The organism is Shewanella sp. 0m-8, assembly GCF_052977265.1.
Window position 1 is genome coordinate 1 of record NZ_JBRIMB010000050.1, and the last position, 23,341, is coordinate 23,341.

The window sequence follows — 23,341 nt, forward strand, 5'->3', positions numbered from 1 at the left end:
TTACTCGTGGTAATTTTTGTTTGGCGATAAATTTGATCACCAAATGCCATGAATGTTCCTCATATTTTTGCCTATCTCATTATTTCTGTTTATCTTTTTGTGGGGATTCGTCAGCCTCTGACCCATAACAGGTTTTATCTCTATCTAATGATGAACAAGCCCTTAAAGCGCTTATTTTAACAGCGCTGAAGCTGTCGAGTCATGTGTAGGGTTTTCATACAGTTTGCACAGTAAAGAGTTAATAAACTTTTGCGGGGCGAAAATTTTATAGGTTTTTCTATTTAATATGAATCCAAAAAAAATAATGTTTCGTCTATTTGAACACTTTGTGAACTATACGCAAGAAATCTAATTAAGCATCTATTTTTATTGAATTTTTATTGAGATCTCAATCCAGTATTTGTGAAAATCTTCAATACTCACTCTACTCTCCTCAGCTAGAATCCATGCGCTATTTACTTACCGAATGGCGTTTCCCTTTGAGCCAGTGCGCTCAATTTAAAATCAGGACATATAATGAAAAAGCTAAGCTTACTTGCCGCCTCAATAGGCATCATTTTGGCAGGTTGTAGTAGTGATGATGACAATGCGATTAACACGTTCGAAGTTAAGGCTATCGACGGTTATCTAGTAAATGCCGATATTTACGCGGGCGACAAGTGCGACACAAAGGCTGGCGTCACCAATGATCGCGGCATTGCAAAAATTGATGAGAAATTCAAAGATCAAAAACTATGTGTGAAAGCCGTTGTAGGTCAAACCATTGATAGCGATCGCGGTCTTGTCACCAAAGCATTCGAATTATCTGCACCAGCTGACTCTAAGGTTATCAACCCGATGACTAATCTTGTGGTTGAAAAGATGCAGGCGACACCGACTCTAACAGCTGAAGACGCAAAAGCTGAAGTTACCGAGCAGTTTGCGGCACTCAACGCAACATCAGAGCAGTTATTCGGTGACTACATTGCTGATGCTAATGCTGGCAACAAAGTGGCTGAAGGAATCAAGGTTATCGGCGAGACCTTAGTCGATGCGCAGGTTGAAGACACTGATGTCTCTACAGAGATCTTAAACGACTTAGTGACAGATGTTGCTGACAAAGTTGATAATAAAGAAGATCTTGACGATTACGCACCAGTCATTGATAAAGAAGAAGGCTTCAAGCCAAACCACAGACCAAACATCACTTTAACTGACGCAGAGCAAGATAAGCTGGAAAAGATTAAGCTTGAGCTTGGTCAAGCTATCGAAGCGATTGAGCTTAAGGCCGCTTTCGCCGATTCAGATAGTGACTTATTTACTATTGAAGTGAAAAGCGAAGATGGAAAGGAGCTAGCTGCGCTAGGCCTAGTATTCAACCAAACAACTGGCGTACTAAGCGGCAAGCCATTAACAGCTGGTGAAATTGAGCTTCATGCCTATGCGACGGACAGCCATGGTGCACGTTCATACCCACTAGAAATTGAAATCGACGTAACTAGCCCGAACTCTGCACCGACAGTTGATAGCCAGGAAAAAGCTGAAATTGAAGCCGATCTTAAAGGGTTAAATCTAACTCAAGGCGAAACCGTCGATACAACAATCGAACTTGACGATCTGTTTAACGATGTCGATGAAGATAGCCTGAAGCTAGTTGCGACCACTAACATGCAAGGCGTTAGCCTTAATATTGAACAAGGTGATGACCTACGCTTAACTGGTAAGCCAGAGCTTGCTGGTGAATTCACTATCACAGTAACAGCTGATGATGGTGTTAACGCTGCAGTTAAAGCGGATCTCAAGCTATCTGTTGCCAATAACGACATCACGCCTGATCCAGAGGCACACCCGCTAGAAGGCAAGAATTGGTATGTTTTAGAACACGGCAGTGATGATGGTGTTGATAACGGCCAAGATTTCCAGCGTGTTTGGTGTGAGACTTATAAGTTCGTCGACGGTAACGTGCTAATGAACAAGCGTAACCTAAGCAACTTAACCGAATGTTCTGCAGAAGCGACTGAAAAAGTCGGTAGCTATACTGTCAAGGGTGACAAGCTTGAAGCTCGCTTTGTGATGGAAGGTAATGAAGTAGAAACCTCAACTATCACCACTAAGCCTGCATTAAATGGCATTGGCGCTGGCGCACAAACTGTTGCTATTCACGGTGAGCGTTATACTTTCTTTGCTAATGATGACGATGCAGAGCGTCGTTTAGACATCGAGTCAGATGACAATGCAGACGAGCGTAGCTTCGCCATTGAAATGCCTGATTTTAGCGTAAGAGGTAAGTACAACCTAGTGCAAATCAGCTTACAGACCAACGATGTAGGTGATGACGTTGATATGTATTTTGATCTTCCAGGTAAAGATTTAACCTGTGAATCGGTACGTGAATTCTACAATCCTCAGCTAACAGCTATTGGCCTGCCTAAATACGGTGTTTCGGCACAGCTAATGGACAATGATAGCGAAGAGTTTAACTTCTGTGTAGCACAGTTTACCCTTCCAACAAACCTACCTGCAGGTACGGTTTATAGCATAGTTGGTCAACTAGCCAATGAAGATGATGCAGATATTGTTGAGCCAATCAAGGCTAACATCGAATGGACTGGTACAGCCAATAACGACTAATTCGTTATTGCTGATTAAATAACTGCATACTTAAAAGGAGAGCCTAGGCTCTCCTTTTTTATGTTCTCTATTTCAAACAAGGCTGTATTTAATAACGGTTAAACCGCGTTAACTCGGCTTATGATGCTTGGTAATAAACCGGTCTAACTGATTACCAAAACAAAAAGACAGAAACAAAAAGACAGGACAGCCATATCTTTTGTGCTTTAGCACATCCTCTACTAGGCTTTGTAGTACCTCCTCTTGGCCTAGTCTAGGATCGCGATTATGACCTCTGCTCGACGAACTTTGATAGATCCTGAATCGACTCCTTTCTATCACATCATAAATCGTTGTGTCAGAAGAGCATTTCTCTGTGGCGAGGATAAGCTTACAGGTCAAAGCTTTGAACATAGGCGTGGCTGGATTGTCGATAAAATCAAAGAAAAGACAGGACAAGAAAAGACAGGACAGCCATATCTTTTGTGCTTTAGCACATCCTCTACTAGGCTTTGTAGTACCTCCTATTGGCCTAGTGTAGGATCGCGATTATGACCTCTGCTCGACGAACTTTGATAGATCCTGAATCGACTCCTTTCTATCACATCATAAATCGTTGTGTCAGAAGAGCATTTCTCTGTGGCGAGGATAAGCTTACAGGTAAAAGCTTTGAACATAGGCAGAAAAAGACAGGACAGCCATAACTTTTGTGCTTTAGCACATCCTCTACTAGGCTTTGTAGTACCTCCTCTTGGCCTAGTGTAGGATTGCGATTATGACCTCTGCTCGACGAACTTTGATAGATCCTGAATCGACTCCTTTCTATCACATCATAAATCGTTGTGTCAGAAGAGCATTTCTCTGTGGCGAGGATAAGCTTACAGGTAAAAGCTTTGAACATAGGCGTGGCTGGATTGTCGATAAAATCAAAGTGCTTTCAACTATCTTCTGTATCGATATTTGTGCCTATGCAGTCATGAATAATCACTATCATTTAGTCCTTAAAATCGACACTGACAAAGCTAAATCATTGAGTAACAAAGAGGTCATTAGTCAATGGTGTAAAATCACTAAAGGGCATCCTGTAGCAACCAAATACATGAATGGTGAGACATTAATTGAGAGTGAGCGTTTACTACTTGATGGATTATTAGCTGAATGGCACCAGCGTTTATCGAGTATATCCTGGTTTATGCGTTGCCTTAATGAGGAGGTAGCGCGTAGAGCAAATCGTGAAGATGAGTGTAAGGGGGCATTCTGGGAAGGAAGGTTTAAGTCTCAAGCCCTGCTCGATGAACAGGCATTACTTGCATGTATGATGTACGTGGATTTAAACCCTATTAGAGCAGGAATAGCAGACACACTTCAAACTTCTGAGTTCACCTCTATTCAAGAGCGTATTACCGAGTTAAATTCGCTTGATAGCAACACCAGCAAGCCAACTCCCCCCACCAAGTCCACCAATCAAGAACCAGAACTTGCTGTTGACGATCCCTTAAAACCACTCGCTAAATTTGATGGTTCAACCCATCTTGCTAGTCAATCGGGGATCCCATTTCACTTTTGTGACTACTTAGAGCTTATTGACTGGACGGGCAGAGCGATTCGACATGATAAAACAGGCGTCATAGATTCAAAACGACCTAAATTACTCAATGAACTCGGTATTGCACCTGATGCTTGGATAACCTCGGCCAAAGAGTTTCGTCGTCAATACAGTGGAGTTAGCGGCCGTTGGGACGCTATGTGTGAGTTCAAAAGGCAGCAGAAAAGCGGAAAGTGGAGCAAGGGAAAAGCTTGTAGTAATGCACTTCATCCGTCGCCTTAGTTAGTAGAGGCATGAGCTAGCGACTCACCCCAAAGCCAACAACCGATGCCCTCTTCCCACAGACTTGGCAACCGCATTAACCACAGCAACCAACCTACCCTTTATCGCCTGTTCAATCCCAACACCTGCCTCAAGCAGGTCTGCAACCGCAATAAAAGCCGTGGTGTTTAAGCTACTGCTGTCGTAGCAATAGGCATAACCATCCTCGACTCTCCATTGAGCCGCAGCGCACTCTTCACTAACATCCAGCCCTTTATCTTCCAAGCTCCTAACCAAAGTAAAATCGAAAGCTAAGATACAGGCTTCATCGCCATACCAATCTGCTTTCAGCGCTTGAAAGTTAATCCACATTTCAAGCTCAACCAGCAACGGCTTAAGCGAACTAGAAAAGCCGCTATCGGCGCTAATCGTAATCGGAAGTTGTTCTTGCATAGTCGCTGCTGCCTTTGTCATTTCGTCTGCCGTCATTAGGTCTGACTCTATTTATAAGCTAGATTTTGCTAGCTGTTTTTACTCGATGCAACCATCAACGGTTCTAAACCCCAGCCAATAAAAAAGCGACCAAAAGGTCGCTTTTTCAATTCTATAACTACCGGAAACCACCAAACTCACAGTTTCCGTAATTGCGTCGCTGGCGATGCTAATGCAAGGCGAACCGAAGGCTCTAGCCCGGAGTTGACTCCAGTCAATGAGGACTGGAGCCGAGGTTCAACGTAGCAGTAGCAAGCCCAAGCAGCAATTGGTTACTGATAATAAAGTTTGTGACTAGAGGCTCTGACTTTTTTAAACAATTTAAGCTTCAATTTTTAATAAAGTTTGTGACTTGATGGGGTAACTTAAATAAAATCAATATTTTTACTTAATAAAGTTTGTGACCGGAACATCTAAATTCAGGTTTAAGATCGTTTTTGTTTAAAGTCTAAGTATCTAAATGTCTAGATTGATTTATGAGCAAAAGCAACATATCTACAATCTATTGGCAATCCTGTTTCTGGGTGTTCCGTAGTTAAGTTTGGGTCTCCATACCCCTGGTGTTTCAGCGAGCTAAGCAGCTTGTTTCCTAATTGGCATGCCTTGGTATCTTACGCACCATCGGCTGAGACCTGAGCTATACGTCTTCTCAACTGGTTGAGCAATGTGGTGAACACTTCATTATCGGCAACGTTTACCAAGGTGACTTATGCTGACACAACTTCATGCGTACTACTATCAACCGCGAGGTGTAGCTTACGCCAGATACAACGCTTTGCTTTACCATGCTTACGTGTTTTACATTCACCTTCACCGTAAACTTTGCGGCCTGTTGAATCAATGACAACATGTGCCACAGGACCATTACTCTTTGCCTGATACTTGATTTCAACAGTCTTAGATCGCTTACTTATACAGCTGTAACTCAGGGAGGTCAGTGGCACATCCATAAGCTGGAATACAGAGTTGGTAAAGCCTTCGAGTGCTCGCAGTGACAAGTTTAATACGCCTTTAACAACCAATGCAGTCTCAATAGCAGTATCGGAGTAAATATATCCTCGATCACGACGGCCATGGTGTTCAATACCTCGCCAAGACTTAATGGCTTGCTCATCAATCCAGAACGTCAGAGAGCCACGATTGACTAGTGCTTTGTTGTACTGAGACCAGTTGGTTATTTTATGCTTAGACTTTCCCATTTTGCTGCTCCGCGTAGCTATCTTAGGAGATCAGATCACGCTAATGGCAAAAGGTCCATTCTATTTAGGAAACAAGGCCTAGCGAGGGCTAGGCCTTAATTAATGTCTTGCTTGTTATAAACATTAAAATCGCTCCAAAGCGTAGCGCCAATAAAATTAACGCCATCAATCAGGATATGTACATTTGTGCTTTGAGTAAACCGGATGAACTCACCTTCAAGTTGCTTCATACTAGCGCGGCAATAGTATTCATGATTACCAAGGATATAAATAACTGGCTGCTTAAAATAAGTTAATGCCCATTTAACACCTTGCGTACCGACATGAAGATCGTCAGCTAAAACAACCACATCAGCATTAGTTTCTGGTGGAATTCAATTTTCCACCAGCAAAAGTTCTGTTATAGGCCTTGGCAAGCTATCAATCTATTCTCCGAATAGTGCCCTAGCGACCACCTCCCAATCTGGATATTGGCTTGAACCAAACTGCCAAAGCTCACCTTGGAATGACCCTTGGCCTTTCCCTGTAACATTGTCATCGATAAGCACATCACCTTGTAGCAAGCCCTTGTTTGGAATGATGATTAGACGCTTTACAAACTCCATGCCTAAATTCTCCTCAACCCAAATTCGTTTCTCGGCATAGCACAGTGGATTCTTGAGGCTAGGTGCTGTTGCAATATAGGGCTCGATATCAGGATGGGCTAGCATCTGTTTCATCACTGCGATGCCACCTCCCATTGCCTCTAGGTTAGCAAAGAAGCCCCATTCCGCTTGCGGATAGGCTTGCTGCGGCGTTTGTGATTTTTTGGCCTCAATTGCTTGAGTGTACTTCACAAGTACATCATCCATATCGATATAGATAATTCTGGTCATTATTTATCTCCAGGTTTATTCTTTTGGGATCTTAATTGTCTTGGTATCTCCGAGGGAAGATTATTATAAAGCCAGTTCTTATCATGCTTAAATAACCCTGGTAAGCCCCTAGTTTTCCAGACACTTTCTAAGTTCTCATAATACTGCTTTTCAAAAAAGCATTGGAGACAGTCCGTTATTACTACCATGATGTCGCACAAGTTTGTACTTTTGCCAATATCCTTTAGCTCATTTAAGCTCTTACACTCTTCCATTTGCGAGCTAATTCTCGACTGTACATTTATTAACAGAATCATGACCAATAGGCTCTATGTCTCGTGTGCCTTCAGGCTCTACAAGACTTTGAATCATCTGATTATATGCACGCTGTCGAAGTTGTAGCGTTAGCATTATTGAACAAAAGATCAGAAACCCAAAACCCAAAATTGAAGTCACAGCGTTACCAAAACCAACCATACCCCAAGAAAGTAAACACAAAGCACTGAATATCGTGATACTTAGTCGAGTAAACCATACATCAAAGAATCTAAAGATCGGATTTTTAGCTATTTTAGTCAATTGGAACTCTCCATTCGCATAAGAAACAATTCCAGGAGTTTTCTGCAATGCATAAATGATTATTGAACATTGATCATGCTTAATAAGCTCTACTATATCCCTATAGCTCATCCTTAATCCGTGAATTAGTCGAAATAACTCAGTAACAGAATGAATGCTTTCCCGAGTAACAGCTTCTTCAAATTTCTCAAGAAGTTCGGCCTTTATCTTTCGAGTCTGACCAAAATTAAAGAAAACTAAGGCCACCGTACCGAGAGCGGATACTAAACTAAAAGCCAATTTTGAGAGCGTATCAAAATCCATTTCAATCCTTAAAATCATTTATTGTTTAATTGGGTAAGCTATTCAATTTCAATGAACTAAAATAATAATCACTCGCGGTGGTAACGCAAAAAAAGCAATTACACTCCTATGCCTAGAGGTGATTTTCATAGCCTGGAGCCAATATTTTTTGCCTAAATAACAAAATCACTTCATTATTCTTCAACCATAAATGGTAATGCTTGCCTTTCTGTAGCTTGTTCTTAGGTGAACAATCTACATTCCAATGTCTAAGGAAATAGCCCATTAGCGCAGCCCTGACTGTCACTCTATGCTCTCCATCTTGCATGGCATAATCCAATTCAATTGGGGCTGGGTGATCTAGCGAAGGATGAGGTACCAAAACTAACCTGACCTCAGAATTCCATTCGGAATCATTAGCTTTAGATTCATAGCTTTCAGCCTTACTTTCGATCTCTTTTACACTGAGTAATCGTGTTATAACAAAATCAGAGAATACTTCGTTTTCTCTGTCGTAAGCTCTGAAATGCCACCTCTCGCCGTTATTCACAACTGAGTGCGGCACGACAACCGCCTTTCGTCTACCCGATTTTATAGAATCATATTCAATTTCAACCGGATAACCTTTAACCATTGCTCGTGTTACTGCTGAAACAACATCTGTTTTCGGCTTTGTCATCACTTCAAGTGTTTCAAAACTAAACAAAGAGTCATTAGCCTTCTTGATAAGACTCTGCCTATTACCGGTTAACTCTAATAAAGCAGCATTAACATCTATTGAAAACTGATGAATAAAGGCCTTCGCACTATATACGTACGCCTTTGACTTATTGCAGTAAAGAGTATTGCCAGGATTACGAGCTTGATAATCAACCAAATCTCTCGTAGCAGCAGCATCACTAATCTGAAACCTTTCCTTAAGTCTCTTTCGAGTAATAATTCCCGTGAAAGATAGATTGAGTTCAATAAATGCTAATCGCTCTTGCCGATTTATTGGTAGTGAGTCCATATTATTGCCCCTACTCTTATGTATTTTGATTATAAAACTAGCACTTCAATCAAAATATAACAACCTCAAAATGAGGTGGCGATCAAAATAACAACACCAAAATGCTTGCGTCTGTTTTTTCACCTGGTTATAATGTCTGCACTAGAAGCACAATATGGTGTACTAGTTAAATCAAGTAGGCACTATATGTGCTTAAAAAGGAGATTAGCCATGGCAGTAAACAAGCCCTACGGGGACAACGCTCGAATAGGAGCGGTGCGACAACGCTCACAGGTATTTAACCCACAAACCCAACTATGGACAAAAAGGGATTCCGAAACAGGACAGTTTATGAGTGTGAAAAAAACAGGAGGCGTCTACAAAGGTGTTACCAAAGAAAAGTAAAAAGGCTTCAGCTATGGAAATAGCAGAAGCCTTTTTAGTATTGAGCTGGTGATAAGTATTGCTACCAACAATAATTATCGACTCTATACTGGGAGGTCTCAAGTCAGTAATTAACCTAAGGACCAACGTTACAGTTATATCCTACAGGTTAGATGCTTCCAACTCAATACGCCAGAGATCCCTCCTTTATATTTCTTGGAGACGACTATTATGTCTGGTTCTAAAGTTGTAAGAGTTTGTTCATATATGCGATACCGTGCAGGCCAGTGGGAGAGTGTGTGCTCACACTTTCGCTCACTACCCAACTAGGTATCTATAGCACAAATTAAGCCGTTAACTCTATATTAGAGTCAACGGCTTTCATCATTTTCTGAGAGTCTAGATAAGCTGAAAAGCCTTTATAAAATTCTTTGGGTGCTGATGAAATCGAATGTGCCCTGGAGCATTCAGTCTACGCTTTTTTTGAGTAAACGGGCGAGTGATATAGCCCCAGCTTCCTACCCTAGAAAAATAGATCACGTAATCTATTTTTACATCGCCCCACTTGTTTTCAACTTCAATACATTCATCATTAGTTTCAACGGATTTGATCTGTATTCGATAAAAATAGGAGCCGTCAGAAATGACAATGTCGGTCTTTTGACCATGGTCAATCATAGGCATAAAGACGTCCCAACCATCGTTGAGAAGCCAACTTGCGGCGAGAGTTTCATAAGAAAGGCTTTTGTAATGTTTTATCGCACTTGATGGAGGAGTGGCATTTTTTATAGGCATAGCAGTATCCAATATAAAATTGATGCCGTATGTCAGCCAGTGGCCTACTGAATACGAACCGGATTAGCGTTACTGCTTAATCCCCAATTTAATATCACTATACTGCTGCTTGCATGTATCGAGTTGTAAGGGCTGCCGGCCCTGACATTGTCCAGTATTGGATCCCGTCATAAATACAACTATCAGGCCCGTATGAGCCGTGAAATATATGAATTTTCAATTTAGTGGATTAATACAAGACTGTCAACTCCACGATAAATAAGCGTTGAATCATCCAATAAACCTACCGAACACGACTCAATTAAAACCAACAAGCCTATGATTCGTCAATAATATTTTGACTAGTTCAGGCTGCATGTATTGGTACACATCTTCAATATTAAGCACTTCAACTTTATCTAAAAAACTCTTACCTGCATATTCGGAGATAATCTCTACATGTGCAGCTTCCATGACAAAAACTCTATCAGCCCAATTCAAGAGCGCTATAGTGCAGAGCGTACTATTGTTCTTAGCACAATACTTTTCACTAAGTCCTGCGGATTTAAATTCATCTCTAGTATTGCGAGCACTAAAGTAATCTTCTGCTGTTCTTGAGCGATGCACATTTGCCGTGCATAGAAATAAAATATGCATCATAACTTAAGAGAAATCCCCTGTTTTCATACGCTCTAACATACCAATGACGGTATCCACCCCGTCTTTGGTTCTCAACAATGCTCTAGGTGTTGCACCGCCCAATGGTCTTTTGGGCTTATTTAACCACGCTTCTATACATGCATCGTCATCATTAAAAACATCTTCCAGCATATCTAAGACCGCTTTAGGGATAACAGCCTCAAACTGATCCCCCGCTGTTTTTTTAACATAAACAGTAACTCCTTTGTTGTCACCGATGACGCCAGTGAAGAAATCATTACCATGTCTTTCAAGCTTCATTTTATCTTCCTCAACGCCTTTAAAAATTGTCAGTAATAATTCAGCCAACGCAGAGCAATTGAACGTTCGACAGTCCCTCTTAAGCCTTTACCTGACAGTACGTAACATGTATTCGCCGTGACAAATAAGCCAGGGTGAACATACTGCTCTAGCGCTGAAGATAGTATCCAGTCGTCTTGAATACTTGGAGAAGCACTTATAATGTCTTCAGCGAATAGCATAGCTTCAACACTAAGCCCATTTTTACGCGTTCCACTTGACTCAAAATCTATCCAAAACCACTCCTGAACCACTACGATTCGCTTACCACAGAAGTAATACAAAGCATCATCAACTCTCTGGTTTAGCTCAGAGGCTTCGCACCCTTTATCTGTATCTACATCAACAGGTAAAGTCTGAATATATCGCTTCAATTCCGTTTTATTCAGCACTTATTTCCTCCCCCAATATTTTGCTGGTTGCTTGGCTGGTAATATTCGATAAAGCCAAGCCTTATCGTACCTAAACAACCATGTGTAGTCGGTTCGCACAGTTTGCTGCAATGAGCTTCGAGTACAATGAGGTTGTTTACGCATAGCGATAATTAATTTAGCTCGATGAAAGTGACATTTACGCATAAATCGCACCTTTCTTCGATGTTCTACCACTGTAGGATGCTGCGATAAAATTTGTTCTACCGCTCCCACTGAGCAACTCATTAAAATGGCAATCTCTTGTGTTGATTTGAGCCTTTTAAGACCTTGCAAGATAAGCTCTCGCTCCATTGCAAACAGCTTTTGTTCACGGCGCTGAATACTAACGTTATGACTAACAGCTATTTGCTTCACTTTCCCAATACTTAAACCACTTTCGTGGCATGATTGACGTAAACTACTGCCAGCTTTAAGCGCTGCTAGTGCTAGCTCCATCTTCACTTGCTTATCAATTTTATTTCGGTGAACTTTATTGCTCATGGCTTGATTACTGATAATGCTTTTGTGGAAATGAACTAGCTCTCCTATTGATTCAAATATCATTCCTATCATTAGTAGGTGCTTTAAAGGATGGTGGTGAGCACTTGCTTGATAGAACAAACAAGTAGGATAGGTGTGGCCATCTCCTAGCTCAAAAATATGAGCAATGGTCTCTTCCTGAAGCACCAGCCCCCAGTATTCTTCTAAAGAAACACGCAGTTCGGCTTGATGTATATTCAACCTTTCTGACGCCAGCCCCATTTCTAATAGCCGGTGGCGATATATCATCGCCATGACTTCCCCCTCGAATAGTGGTGGTTGGAACGAAAGAAGCTCAATACTCAAATGGGCCAACTTTAAAGCCCTTGGGCTAGCACAAATCAAATCCTCTTTCACAACGGTTTGAGGTGGCCTTAATAGGCCTCTGCGGTACTTTTTAACTCCCTTTAAATTAAGACCATGCGTAACGCATGAAGATAAGCCAGGCAACTGATGGGCAACATGCCAATATGCGATACCCCATTGATTAATGTCGTCCTCAACACATCCAGGGCAAAAATTTAAGTAGCGGCTCTCCTTTATCCGACCGGCTATTAATGACATTTTTGAGTATGTAGATTGAGTCTCGCCGGAATGCATATCCTTGAGCGTTGAACAATACAAACTATCATTACAGAAATGCCTAAAATAGGGCACCTGAGTATGTGTATTGATAAGTATTGTTTCACTAATCGACGCTTGATGTGCCAGAGCCACTACATAGCTCGGAAATAATGAATCTAGCTGTTTACTGTGTGAACCGAGCATACGCTCAAGTATGAGGTTTATGCTTGGCGAGGGAGTACTGTACACCCAGCGAGACAGCCAACTGTATAGCGTCTCGTCAGCAAACAGTTCAGGGCAATACTGTACTTGGCTAGACTCTATCATTAGTCTATTCCACGACTCGTTTTGTTAGCTCATGCTCCAGCTCAAGAGACTTGAGCATTAATAACAAACTAATAGGAGGCACCTGTGACCCCCTGTAAACCGTAGTGACGATGTTAAGTAGTTTCTGCCCTTGCTTAAAAACCGCTTCTCGTTCACGAGTAAAATATGCAGGAATGAGACTATCTTCGATGCTTTGGACAAACTTCAGCTGTATTTCACCCACCTCTTTACGTAAAGCCAAACTGGTATTACTTGGCAATGACTGATAACCAATCTTACTCTTCATTAATTCAGTCAAACTCTCAAAACTCAACTCCGATTGCAGCCCCTGCAACCTAATGCTGACCGCATCAAGCCAATGAGATGTTGGCGATGTCAAAACTACCGGAGGTGTAATTGCTTCTTCGCACTCCAAACACCGACCATTTTCAGGCGGCAGCCAATGCCGCTGAAAAAACAAATATTGAAAATCACAATGCTGACAAGAAGATATTAAGGGGACTTGATGCTTATAGCATCGCAACATCGTAGGTATTTGGTGATAAGTATGCCAATAGGTTATTCCATATTTATCAAAGTCCTCTTTTGCACATTCATTACACCAACGCCAATGGTGAGCAGCCTTTATATTATTTTGTAGCCCAGGTAACACCTTGAGGTTAGCTTGCTCAATTACATCGCTGTCTAGTAACCTATCCTGTACCTCGGTAGGTAAGAAAGTCAGGTAATACGGTACTAATGTGTGTTCATAGATGACTCTATGTATGCCAATCGTATCCTGATAATGTTTAGCCAAATCAGCATACAATGGTCGCCATATTGCCGCAGGAGTGAGTATTGTTAAGTTATTAGACACTCGTTTACACGTCATCAAAAAATCATTTCTGCCCGTTGTATCAAACCAGCGAGCTAACACACTGAATATATGTTCGTTTTCAAAGGGAGCGGGTAGTTCGACATTATTCATCCTCCGCTCCAAATCCTGATTGGAATGCCCCAAAGCTTTTATCTAATTCTAAATGGCCAATACCCTCTACAGGTGCATCGGCTGACTTAACGACTGTTGGTAAAACCACCTTAGGCGCTACACCAGACTTAGTAGCATGGTCATTAGATGGAGAGGAAATCTCAGCGACACTGGACTTATTGTTCAAAGGTTTCTCTAAGCCCCCACCTTGCTCATTTCTAAGCGAGATAAGTGCAGGCTCTATCAAATGAAACTGATTCTTGAACACTCGGTTTAACAATTGAATATCGAAGGTTGTATGGTAGCTTTTAGCTTTATCGGGATTTTGCAAAAGTGATTGCAGAGTTTCGTGATGCATATGTGCAAGGCGAGTCATGATAGCGGTTAACCCACAAGTTAACTTATGAAATACGCGTTTAAATTCAGCGGTGTCATCAGGTAAGTCTCCATAAGCAAGACTAGGTAAAAATAACACATCGAATAACTGGTTAAAGTACTCAGAATGTTGTGAATGGGTTGAGAATTTAAACTCTCGATCATTAAGCATTCGCCTTACCGTAGTAAGATCGTGACCAAGCCTGTGATCACTTGATTTTAAAGTATCGAACAGCTCAACACCTTGTTGTGTCGAACTCTGAATAATGGGTATACCTATTTTGTTGAATAACGTTTCAAGAATTTGCAATGACGGACTGTCTTTTATCTTTTTATATCCGAGCATAAATTGAAGCTCATCAATATGTACTAGCCCTAAGCAATGCGTAGACGCTACGTTTTGCATTGCCGCCAATAATTTATCAACAGAGAACTTCCCATGGTCGCTCCACTCTGCGGTGTATTTAGTTCCCAGCGCAGCATCAACAGCTCTGAAAAAGTTGGCGGTCATTGCTTTCGGAGAACCATTTGGAGGTAAATCAAACGATACCCAAACAAGCTGTGTTTTCTTGAAATGCTCTCCCTGATATAGCGTGTGTTTTATCGCTTGGGGGATCTGACTCAAGGTTCTTCGAATTGCAGTTGTTTTACCCGAACCTGATTCACCGTACACCAAGGCAGATGGAGCAGTTGAAGGCCCATGAATACCACTATTACCATGAGTAAAAACCTGGCCTTTTCGCATAGCGTCAGCAACCTGTCCATTGAACATGCGCATATCTTTTGACAATGGATTTCGATGAAAGTAGCCATACAAAATCATACTTATCATTTTGCTATAAAGCCCCCAAGTCTGAGGAACCGGTATATGTATTTCGGTTAATTGCCGTAATTGTGTTTGTTGATAAATAGCCGGCAACTCCCAAAAGTCAGGTTGAATAACAGGAATAACGGTCAATCTTTCAATAAAACGTTTTCGATTCAGCTCTATATGAATCGCTTCACACAATGGATTGTTATTTAAATTTTCATCCAAATGGGTTTGATACTCAGCATTGATTATCATCACACACTCCTATTCGTACATTTCATTGTCTAAGTCATCGAGCTGGCCAATGTTTGTAGTAAAAGAGTCATCCTTGTTACCGTTCATTAAGGCTTCTTGCGCTTCAATCGCGTGCTTCAACTGCTGCATCGCTTTGAACTGCGCTTGTCGTTCCTTAACTCTGGGCTGCATGCTGATCCGAGTATTCTCCTTAACACCTTGGAGTAGCTCTTCATTTATCAACTTCAATTGCTCAGTAAGCTGCTGTTTAAACACTCTAAGTTTTTTAGCATTTAGGCGGTTTTTATGTCGCTTATCTTTAAACTGTTCAAGCAAGTGCAATACAGGCTCCCAATGTTGCCCAACAAAGGGGCTCTCATCGTTTACATTTTTCAAGTCAAACGCGACATATTGATTAGAATCAGTCTTATGCCAGATATTGGAGGTCCAATCTTTTGGGCGTTTAATGGGTATTTTGAAAGGTTTGTCATGCTTAGCTTTGCTAAACCAACCCGCCTTTTTAGCGTAACCAGAGTAATAAACTAAGCCCTTAAAATAGATACCATCAGCTCGAACGGTAGCTTCTTCCTCTGGTAAAAACGCCCAACGAAGTCTTCCAGCATCTTCTAAACGGCCATCACGCCCACCGTTCATCTCTTGCTTTAAGCTATGTAAATACAATGCGTTTGGAGTGATATCGATGTTTGTGCGAATGGCATTAATATCTAAGCGATGAAGCCGGTCAGCAGTATTGTTATGCAAAATGATTGATTGAATGATCTCAGCAATTAGTGAGTCGTAATCCCAAAAAGCTCGGTTTGACGCATGCTGTTCCCCACGTTGTGCAGCTTCAGGAATAGCACCAGCAGTAAAATGGATTGATTCATTGTTGATGCAATTGAACTTGCTCTCGACAGTCCCCTTTGCATCGCCTCGAAAAACAGCTGTAAAGTTATATCCTCGAATACCAAGTTCAGACTGTAGTACTGACAAAATGATCTTATCGGGATGCTCCGTGCCATTATCGACGGTAACTTGAACTGGAATATGATGAGCAGGCCAGTCTCTTTCTGATATCGAAACGCCATAGCGTGCAGAGAACGTAACTTTACAAGAGCAGGCATTCAATAAAGCTTGAGATGCCCCTTCCCAATTAGGCCCATCAAACCCTAAATAAAAGCCCACAATCATTGTGGAATACACATCAATGACAAAATACAACACCGGACGCCCCATACTGTATTGCCCTGATACGTCGAAAGGGTAACGAACATACAAATCAAGCACGGTAGCATCAATTTCATAACGATAAGTTGCACCAATAACACCATCATGTGCAGCCCCTTGCCTATCAGCAAAGTCTTTCTCATACGATATTTGCCCATGACGTATTTGCAGATAAAGTTTCTTATCTACGATGCTTTTCAGGTGATAACGGATTTGTTCTTGTGAAAGAGACTGGGTTTCCTCAAATGGTATTCGGGTTTCATGCGTTGTATTTTCAATATTTCTTTCTACGACCGATGTTTCATATTGATATTGGTAGAGCTCTATCGCCTTCTTGAACGTGAATTTTGGAAACCATTTCTTACCGTCTTTAGACTTCATATACGCAACAATTTTACTGAGCTGTGCCTTATGGAGTTGCGTTATACCAATGCTTTTTGAGCGACTAGTGGTGTTATTAGCGCCTCCTCTGCCACGCTTAACGTTATTGGCACCTGGACTCGCAGGGATTAGATAATTCCGGCCAATGTTCTTATTTTTGAAAGGTAATAACGCATTAACTTGGCACCCGAACACAATATAGCGATTTAATGCATTGTAATAGGCACCACGCGTCGTCCAAGCCATTTCAGGAAAGGTATCCATGTTTGACGTTAAAAGCGCTGTAATCTCTTCTGAGAGCCCTCCACGATATAAGTATTGAGCAATCAAAGCTTCTGATGTCAGTGGCTCAATTAAAGCAAACTTCTTGTCCCGCTTTTCAAGCCATTTGTCTCGATTCATGCCTATTAGCACTTTATCACTGTATGACATCTCTGCTGGAAGCTGATGTTGCGATGACGAAGCAGAGTTTTTCTTCAACAAAGTATGCAACTCGTCAAAGGAATAAATGTCCGGCTTTGCAATATTAATTGCTATGTCAGCTATGTTCATATCAGCTACAGCCGCTTGCTGACAGGCATGACTCACGTGGCATACCCGCAGCGCAAGACCTTGTTTTTCATCAACGATATATTGACCAACGTAAATCATAGAGACAGCTCCACAGGGCGAAAAACTCGAATGTATTGGTCGGTTTTAATAGGAAGGAAATGATACAGACAAGCATATTGAAACAAGCTTTGAACACGTTGAAATGGTGTGTTCAGTTTTTGTTCTAACGTTTTAAAGTGCTGCTGAAGCTCTGCTCGGGGAGTGTTAACCCAACTATCGATAAAAGCGATACCAAACGCCTCAACCTCTCCCAGGGTTGTTTTTAAGTCGTGTGCCAATTCAAAGTAATCAAAATTCCAAGCTTCCGGCTTAGTTGCATCACGCTCAGTAATCACACGGTATTGAACCCCTCTGCGCAACCAATATTGACGCTCTATCTCGAATTTTTGCCAAGTCCGCATCTTAATCTTTTCGACTGCTCCATCTTCGCTCGCTTTATAGATTTGGTCCCAGTATTTAAACGTATAGGCAACTCGGTATAGGCTCTGGTCTTTACGTCGATAAGTTGCCACAAAATCTGTGGTCATGACGTAGGCGAGGTTCGTTTTCCAGTTACGCGGGTGGATAAGATTTAGCTCTACAGCGATATCCAAAGTTTCATCGATATCTAAAGCAAACTGCTCTTCAACAATTACCGTACTGGGCTTTGATATGAGTTTTTTGTAAGCCCGAGACTCTCCGTCTGACAGAAGATGAACTTGTCGCTTTTGCTTAGGGCAAAATAGCCAATGCCTTCGACCAATTTTATTAACGTCTCGAACTGTAAGGTAGGGTTTGTATTGACCAGAAAGCACTATGCCCTTCTTCCAAGCATTGAATTTTTTGATAGTCTTTTCGGAGATACTAATTTGAGTTTTGGCCATCACTGCTTTCCGTTTCAAAAGAAGTAGCGTAGCAAAACGAACCTAATCCTGGCAGTCTACAAAAACAACCAAGCACCTGATATAATTAAGGAAAATACATACTATACCAATAAATAATTTAAATGCGGTTATGGAAATAACTCCATATTAAAAAATCAAAATCAGCCTATTCATACTAAGCCTTTCTAAAGACAGAACTTTAAAAAATCCTGCCTCACTTACTATTTCAGTAGCTATTCGAATTGGCAAAAAATCTATGATTTCGGCTTAGTCGTTCAGACAAACCTAATCGATGAAAATAATTTCAATTATTTTTGGTAAGGGAGGAATTTAGCGAGTAACAATGAAGATTTAGCTGGGTTTTATGGTCTGTAGAAAAAATATAGGCACATTTTTTGAGGGATAAAAACGCTAGCCTTGAGCATCTGTCAATTATTAGCCCTAAATCAAAAAGGGACAAAAGTAATTTAGACTTCTATTCAAAATTGTGCAGTTTAGAAAATATATGACTGCTAAATGAGAAATAGCTAAGTATCCAATTAACCCTTTCCCCCAAAAAAGAAAAAGCCAGAGTCAAATTAAAGATGTTGCAGGTCTAATTAAATAGTGAACTATGATACCGTTGGATTTTAATGTTAAAGGTCTTTTTATCTATTACGGCGACCTGAAGCTTTTCGATCAATCCTAACTCCTTAAGCACCCTTAGCAACTCACCTCTACTAATACACTCCATTCTCTGCCCTACCGTTATGGACCTTATGCTAGACGGGCTGTAAAACAACTTATTACTTAAAGCAACTAAACGGTGCTCTTGCTCATACTTCCATTCGCTACACTTCTTAAGTAAAACTTTAGAAATTCCACCTTCTCGCAGACTTGCGTATTCAACCATTAACTCTATTGCATCGACACCAGTAAGACCTGAATAATCGACTTCACCACCTTGGATATCTTCATTATTAAGTTCTTCTAAGCTTAAATCAAGAGCTTCACCATCAAACTCAATAGCCATACCTCTTAGCCCATTCGCATAGTGAGACCACATAAGCTTATTTTCAAGCACTTTATTACTCTTCCAGTCTTTATTAAAGCAGCAAATACAACTTTTTATTTTAATATCACTTAAGGTTTCAGTTAAAGAAGACTCTATAGATCTACTGACTTTGACTTTTTGTTGAAATACTTCAACAGGCTGAAGTTTAGAGATGTCATGCTCAGGCTTTAGTTTTTGTACCGCACCTCCCTTTCTTTTAGAGGCAGCTAATAGCAAAACCTCTAACTCACTATCAGCTATATCTTCAGGTCTCCTAAATTCTAGTTGCTCTATATACAACCCCTCAAAGGGATCATTGAAGTCGCATACCCTACTAAACCAAAGGTACGAACTGGCTAAAGCGTCAATATCACGATTTAAGCTTGTTCCTTTGCTGAATTCGCTACAGCTAAAAAATCGATAAAGACTTGTCATGTTCAATTCTTTCCTTCAGAGATAATGAATAATCATTACTTACCATTGTGTGGTAACCCTTAACTTTCAAGTTACTCTCTAACGCATTTTGCGTACAAGGGTACGCTAGAGCCTTTGCTCTTGCCCACCAAATTGAGATTAATAAAAGTAGGTCAAAACATCACAAGAAAATGAAAGACGGCTCCTTACCCTACTGTAATCCTGCAATATTTAACATTCTTCTTTCATGCTTTTTACTTCTGTTTTAATACAAGGTTGCCCTTCTGCTAAAGCAGCTTGCATCCAATATTTTATTGACAGTTTACCAATATTTTCATTTTCAGATGGCTCATAATTAACTTTAACAAACTGTCTTTTCATAACCTCACCAATTTCAATAGATTCGAATAAATCTTTAGTTGTCAGTAAGCTAAAGTTAACATCCGAAAAAGAAATGTTATATACAATAATATTGCCGATATGACAGATATAATTCCGTCCAAAACCATCGACAAACGAAATATCAAATTTGTCGGATAAATTTTGCGTATACTTTGCTTGTCGAAGAAATCGCTTTAACTCCAATCCCCCTGAGAATAAAACAGGATTTAAAATATTTTTGCTTAACTCTGAAATGTCAATGATATTATCTTCTACATTGGCATAGATCTTTGAATCAGAAACGTTGTAGCGCAGTAGCTTCCTTAGTATATTAAGTTTAATGTTTCTCTCTGTTGATTCTTTTAGCCAATCTTTCTCGTTAATAGCTCTATTGGTATCAATGCTTTTAGCAACTTTTTCTTTCAAATACCCCTGTATATTTAATGTGCATAAATTTTTATCTACGGGAGTAGCATTAAAACTAACAGATTTAAATAGGTTCATAGGGAATTCCAAGTTATGGTCTTCGTCTGTAAAAGCCTCGGAACAAATCAACCCAAATTTTGTTAGAATATCTTCGTCAATTTCCGCATCTTTAACTATGTCATTCTGTTGTTGGTTTATTTGCTCAATAATCTGTTGAACTGAAAATTTAAAGTTATCAAGATTACTATCAAACTCTTCTCTAGATATAAGAAATGGCTCTTTGACTTCATCAGATAATTTAAGCCAATCTTCTAAGTCACGAACAAGAGATTTTTGATCCTGATGGCGAAATGCATCCGAAAAAATGATATCGAACCATTTACGTTCAAGTTGCCATCGGCTCTTAGAAAATGAAACGGTAATTTCAACATAAGCACTATTCATACTATGAGGATTGTTTCGTCCCCAGCCTGAGTAGGTACGTCCTGATACTCTTCGTTTTTCATTAACTCGCCCAAAGGATTCAAGAACTTTTGAAAGCCATGAGCCGTAGGTACTACCATCATAATTGGGGTAATCTCTATGCCTAATATACGCTCCAAGGATGTCGTTAGCATTAGATACAGATTTAGTTCTGCCACCAATTGAACCTGTTGGGTGGATTGAAGCTCCAGAAATTAGTGCTCTAATGTATTGTCTTATTCTATCGTCATCGTTCAAGTTAGGCTTGAGCAGAATGTAGCAAGCTGTAATAATCCTCAGGTCAAACGCAGCGTTCATGAGTGCGATATTGAAAGCAGGTTGAAGCTTGAATTCATTACCATTCAAAGCAGTAATCCATGACGGTCCATCGAAGTTTTCAAACAACATGCCATGGGTCACCAATTCTGAGTGCCATGCATATTCTTCATATCCATGACCATAGTTATCTACAGAAAGCTTGTCGAACCAGTTGTTTAACATGTCAACTCCCCAACCAGCAGCTTCAACATTGTTATACCTCAATGCAGATACTGCTGTATGAGCAGTAAACTCTAAGTGTGCAAGATACAGTGGTACTGAATCAGTAAAATTATCAAGCCGCTTGCTTCTTGGTTCAATGTAATCGAGCCAAGACTCCCATGAACCGACAAAATCAAAAAGTACGTCTTCATATTTGTTAGCTACACGTATATCTGGTGAAGAAGAGTTATATGAACGCCATTCCATCAATAATGGCCAAGTAAAGTAACTACCTTGGATCAATGAAAATCCCTCATGCTTAACTAACCTTTCTCGACCTGAAAATATTCGCTTATGCAAATAAATGACTTCGTCAAAGTATTCAATGTTGTCAGATATTAGTTCAACAGCAGCTTTTGCAATTTGATAATATTCCGCCAAAATTTCATCAAGATAGCTTCTACTGAAAAAACTAGCCGTTGGCAGCAATAACCAGTTGTCGTCTTCTCTATTATCATTTAGGAAACTTAAAGCTGAAGCTATCTCGATGTGCCATTTCACGATGTTTTGTAAAGCATATTTGAATTCTACGGCGTTCTTTTCTCGAATCGAGTCATTCGCTGAGCCAACTAAGCCTAGCATCATGGATGTCAAGCTCTTATCATGTCCGCCTTCGTTTTTATTAGTCGAAAAACTAAATTTAATCAGCACCTTAGACAACCAGCCTAGATCAAAATCAGTATATCTAACAACTACGAGACCTTTTTCATTTTCTCTAGTCCAAATAGGCTGTAGTACTAATTCTGGCTTAGCATTAGGATCTAAACAGAGCCAGCTAAAACCTTTTTTCGAAACTAGCCACTTTCCGAAACTCTGGCAATTGAACCAACTAACTACTTTGAGTTTCTTAACTTGGTAACGAATTACCGCATTGATGATTGCAAAGTAGACATTAGTAACGTGAATTGGAGAAGCTGAAGGGACAATAATTTCGTTGTACTTATCATCAGAAAACTTATATGTGTTAACTTTCAGTACGTTTTCATCTGGGTTAGCCAGAATATTATTCTGCAAAGAGTTCAGTAATAATAGCTCATGAATTCTTTGCCTAATATCTGTCTCACACAGTTCATGGATAGTGAATCGAACAACTAACCCGTCACGTTTCGTTTCATCTAGCATCAAAAATGTGGTAGTAAAAAACCAACTAGTTAATAGAATATTAAGGATCAACCATAGAGCTGTAGTTATACAAATAGCTAGATAAGTTGACGGTTCCATACTTGCGCTGAGGAAATAACCTACAACTATAAAAATAGACAAAAATAAACCACTCAGGCCAGCAAACATAAAGCCAGAGTACATCTGATAAATAGGGAACAGTGTTTTCTTGCCTGACTTATTCTGAAAAATCACACCAATCAAACCAATAACAAGGGGATACACCACGCCCACTATGGTTAGCTGCCCAGCAAGAAAACCTCCTTGCCAGTCGATTAATTTTTCCCAGTGAGGGAAATACTCATTAGCAAATGGAGTTATTTCTTCTTTCCAGAGCAATAAATTAGTAACAAGTAAAATAGCTAAGGCGCAGGAGAGAAGAATGTAATAACTATGTCTTTGTGACCAGCGTAATATGTTGTGTTCTAAAAAGTTCCACTTGCTAGATAAAAACGCCTTGTTTTGGTAAAGAGTTTCATCAATGTTTTTATTTACATGATACTGAAGTGACTTCAATATTTTCTCTAAATTAACAAACATTTAAGTATCTCAAATAGCTGAAGGGAACACCTCTAAGTACAACTATTTTACTAGAAAGCAAATGTTAATCAATGATATACGTACATTTATGTTGTTTAGTGCTTATAATGGGAACTCAGGTTC

The 23,341-nt window shown here is 40.3% G+C and carries 19 protein-coding genes and 1 pseudogene; 3 read left to right on the forward strand and 17 right to left on the reverse strand.

All coding sequences use genetic code 11. The features are described 5' to 3' along the window. Positions 1-516: 516 nt before the first annotated feature. On the forward strand, positions 517-2,610 hold the full coding sequence (locus tag ACVBIO_RS17960; protein ID WP_447170420.1) for a hypothetical protein: 2,094 nt from the start codon (positions 517-519) through the stop codon (positions 2,608-2,610). Positions 2,611-3,364: 754 nt separating this feature from the next. Further along, on the forward strand, positions 3,365-4,417 hold the full coding sequence (locus ACVBIO_RS17965) for a transposase (protein ID WP_447173140.1): 1,053 nt from the start codon (positions 3,365-3,367) through the stop codon (positions 4,415-4,417). Positions 4,418-4,441: 24 nt separating this feature from the next. Here the strand turns inward: ACVBIO_RS17965 and ACVBIO_RS17970 are convergent, their stop codons facing one another. The 6 genes and pseudogenes from ACVBIO_RS17970 to ACVBIO_RS17995 form a co-directional block, all read right to left on the reverse strand. Then, complete coding sequence (locus ACVBIO_RS17970) at positions 4,442-4,885, reverse strand: hypothetical protein (protein WP_447160658.1); 444 nt, start codon at positions 4,883-4,885, stop codon at positions 4,442-4,444. Between the two features lie 617 nt (positions 4,886-5,502). Next, a pseudogene (locus ACVBIO_RS17975) lies at positions 5,503-6,087 on the reverse strand (IS5 family transposase); the annotation flags it as partial. Between the two features lie 95 nt (positions 6,088-6,182). Continuing rightward, positions 6,183-6,437: a hypothetical protein gene (locus ACVBIO_RS17980; RefSeq protein ID WP_447173141.1), complete on the reverse strand. Its 255-nt coding sequence runs from the start codon at positions 6,435-6,437 to the stop codon at positions 6,183-6,185. A gap of 75 nt (positions 6,438-6,512) precedes the next feature. Then, a complete protein-coding gene (locus ACVBIO_RS17985) occupies positions 6,513-6,962 on the reverse strand; it encodes a 5' nucleotidase, NT5C type (protein WP_447173142.1) in 450 nt (149 codons plus the stop codon). A gap of 261 nt (positions 6,963-7,223) precedes the next feature. Further along, positions 7,224-7,823 (reverse strand): hypothetical protein, encoded by a 600-nt coding sequence (locus ACVBIO_RS17990; protein WP_447173143.1) that lies wholly within the window; start codon positions 7,821-7,823, stop codon positions 7,224-7,226. A 112-nt stretch (positions 7,824-7,935) separates the two neighbouring features. Next, a complete protein-coding gene (locus ACVBIO_RS17995; protein ID WP_447173144.1) occupies positions 7,936-8,811 on the reverse strand; it encodes a WYL domain-containing protein in 876 nt (291 codons plus the stop codon). Between the two features lie 210 nt (positions 8,812-9,021). Here ACVBIO_RS17995 and ACVBIO_RS18000 point away from each other — a divergent pair, with 210 nt between their 5' ends. Continuing rightward, complete coding sequence (locus ACVBIO_RS18000) at positions 9,022-9,195, forward strand: hypothetical protein (RefSeq protein ID WP_447173145.1); 174 nt, start codon at positions 9,022-9,024, stop codon at positions 9,193-9,195. A gap of 378 nt (positions 9,196-9,573) precedes the next feature. Here the strand turns inward: ACVBIO_RS18000 and ACVBIO_RS18005 are convergent, their stop codons facing one another. The 11 genes from ACVBIO_RS18005 to ACVBIO_RS18055 form a co-directional block, all read right to left on the reverse strand. Continuing rightward, positions 9,574-9,969: a hypothetical protein gene (locus ACVBIO_RS18005; RefSeq protein ID WP_447173146.1), complete on the reverse strand. Its 396-nt coding sequence runs from the start codon at positions 9,967-9,969 to the stop codon at positions 9,574-9,576. A 297-nt stretch (positions 9,970-10,266) separates the two neighbouring features. Beyond that, positions 10,267-10,608 carry a hypothetical protein gene (locus ACVBIO_RS18010; RefSeq protein WP_447173147.1) on the reverse strand — a complete coding sequence of 114 codons (342 nt, stop codon included), beginning with the start codon at positions 10,606-10,608 and terminating at the stop codon, positions 10,267-10,269. 3 nt (positions 10,609-10,611) lie between these two features. Beyond that, positions 10,612-10,956 (reverse strand): antitoxin Xre/MbcA/ParS toxin-binding domain-containing protein, encoded by a 345-nt coding sequence (locus ACVBIO_RS18015; protein ID WP_447173148.1) that lies wholly within the window; start codon positions 10,954-10,956, stop codon positions 10,612-10,614. Beyond that, the gene (locus tag ACVBIO_RS18020) at positions 10,938-11,339 is read right to left on the reverse strand and encodes a DUF6957 family protein (RefSeq protein WP_447173149.1); all 402 of its coding nucleotides are present in this window, start codon (positions 11,337-11,339) and stop codon (positions 10,938-10,940) included. The genes ACVBIO_RS18015 and ACVBIO_RS18020 overlap by 19 nt, the downstream gene beginning before the upstream one ends. Then, positions 11,340-12,791: a TnsD family Tn7-like transposition protein gene (locus tag ACVBIO_RS18025; RefSeq protein WP_447173150.1), complete on the reverse strand. Its 1,452-nt coding sequence runs from the start codon at positions 12,789-12,791 to the stop codon at positions 11,340-11,342. A gap of 4 nt (positions 12,792-12,795) precedes the next feature. Next, positions 12,796-13,758 (reverse strand): TniQ family protein, encoded by a 963-nt coding sequence (locus ACVBIO_RS18030; RefSeq protein WP_447173151.1) that lies wholly within the window; start codon positions 13,756-13,758, stop codon positions 12,796-12,798. Next, complete coding sequence (locus ACVBIO_RS18035) at positions 13,751-15,199, reverse strand: ATP-binding protein (RefSeq protein ID WP_447173152.1); 1,449 nt, start codon at positions 15,197-15,199, stop codon at positions 13,751-13,753. The genes ACVBIO_RS18030 and ACVBIO_RS18035 overlap by 8 nt, the downstream gene beginning before the upstream one ends. Positions 15,200-15,208: 9 nt before the next feature. Then, the gene (locus ACVBIO_RS18040) at positions 15,209-17,437 is read right to left on the reverse strand and encodes a hypothetical protein (protein WP_447173153.1); all 2,229 of its coding nucleotides are present in this window, start codon (positions 17,435-17,437) and stop codon (positions 15,209-15,211) included. After that, entirely contained in the window at positions 17,434-18,261 is an 828-nt protein-coding gene (locus tag ACVBIO_RS18045) for a TnsA endonuclease N-terminal domain-containing protein (protein ID WP_303445527.1), read from the reverse strand. The genes ACVBIO_RS18040 and ACVBIO_RS18045 overlap by 4 nt, the downstream gene beginning before the upstream one ends. Positions 18,262-18,856: 595 nt before the next feature. After that, positions 18,857-19,729 carry a DUF2971 domain-containing protein gene (locus ACVBIO_RS18050; protein WP_447173154.1) on the reverse strand — a complete coding sequence of 291 codons (873 nt, stop codon included), beginning with the start codon at positions 19,727-19,729 and terminating at the stop codon, positions 18,857-18,859. Positions 19,730-19,939: 210 nt separating this feature from the next. Continuing rightward, positions 19,940-23,218 carry a hypothetical protein gene (locus ACVBIO_RS18055; RefSeq protein WP_447173155.1) on the reverse strand — a complete coding sequence of 1,093 codons (3,279 nt, stop codon included), beginning with the start codon at positions 23,216-23,218 and terminating at the stop codon, positions 19,940-19,942. Between the last annotated feature and the right edge of the window lie 123 nt (positions 23,219-23,341).